3 protein-coding genes are annotated in these 924 nt (G+C 63.4%); all 3 read left to right on the top strand.

Annotated features, from left to right (window positions below):
- The coding region (locus tag AC1DRJ_RS29905) for a helix-turn-helix domain-containing protein (RefSeq protein WP_477805300.1) at positions 1-122 on the top strand (122 nt) is incomplete at its 5' end.
- Positions 119-490, top strand: a complete 372-nt coding sequence (locus AC1DRJ_RS29900; RefSeq protein WP_477805299.1) for a hypothetical protein — start codon at positions 119-121, stop codon at positions 488-490. The genes AC1DRJ_RS29905 and AC1DRJ_RS29900, both read left to right, overlap by 4 nt.
- Positions 491-898 (top strand): SEL1-like repeat protein, encoded by a 408-nt coding sequence (locus tag AC1DRJ_RS29895; protein ID WP_477805298.1) that lies wholly within the window; start codon positions 491-493, stop codon positions 896-898.
- Positions 899-924 lie beyond the last annotated feature (26 nt).

Here is a 924-nt window from a genome sequence, read left to right as displayed (position 1 = left end):
CGGTAGGCATCAGCCCGTCTTATCTGGCCTTGATTGAAAGTGGCGAGCGTCTACCTGACGCTGCGATTCGCCGCAGCCTGGCCTGGGAATTGACGGTGCCAGGATGGAGGGATGAATCGTGAGCGTACGCATCAGTCGTCACCATTGGGACGGATTATTGGGGGAGCTGGACCAGGCACGTCGTCAGCGCCATCTTTTGACCTATCGCGCGTTGCTGGAGCGTTTGCAGTTACCCACACCAGCCATGCAAACCCTGACCGCCGCGCTCGAACATCTGGCCGCGCTGGACGCCAAGGCCGAGCAGCCCCTGCGCAGCTCGTTGGTGATCAGCCAGGGCGCCAGTCGCCTGCCACGCACCGGTTTCTTTGAATGTGTCGAGCGTCTGGGGCGTTTCTCCGGGCCGTCTGACGGTGTCGCTGCCGCGTCCTGGCATGCTTCAGAAGTGGTGCGGGTGTTTGAATACGCATACCCCGAATCGGCAGAAGCCTGAGTGTTTTTAAAGCTCAAGGCCCGGGCCGGTTACTGGCTGGCCCGCCGGTTGTTTCACTGGTCTTGGTTTGTGCGCCAGCCCCGAGGCTGGAGCTGGCTCGAAGGCCAGTTCGCCCGCATGGCGAACCTGGGTGACGTCGGCGCTCAGAGCTTCTATGGCCACATCCTGACCTTTCGCGGTGTCGGCCTTGKGGCTCGCGAAGAGGGCGTGCGTTTGCTGCGCCTGGCGGCGTTGGCGGGTGATGGCAAAGCCGCGTATCAGGTGGGGGTGATCAGCCTGGCGGGTACGCCGAGCAAGGCGCCGGATCCGGCTGAAGCCGCTCGGTGGTGGGGCATGGCCGCGAAGGCCGGGCATCCATTGGCTGAGCTCAAGCTGAAAGAGTTGGCGGCTCGGGGTGATGCCCAGTAACGCCGCCGGTGTCTGATGTACAAACG

The sequence above is a fragment of the Pseudomonas sp. P5_B2 genome (assembly GCF_056400445.1).
The sequence above is the reverse complement of the archived record's forward strand: the minus strand, read 5'-3'. Positions and strand labels throughout refer to the sequence as shown.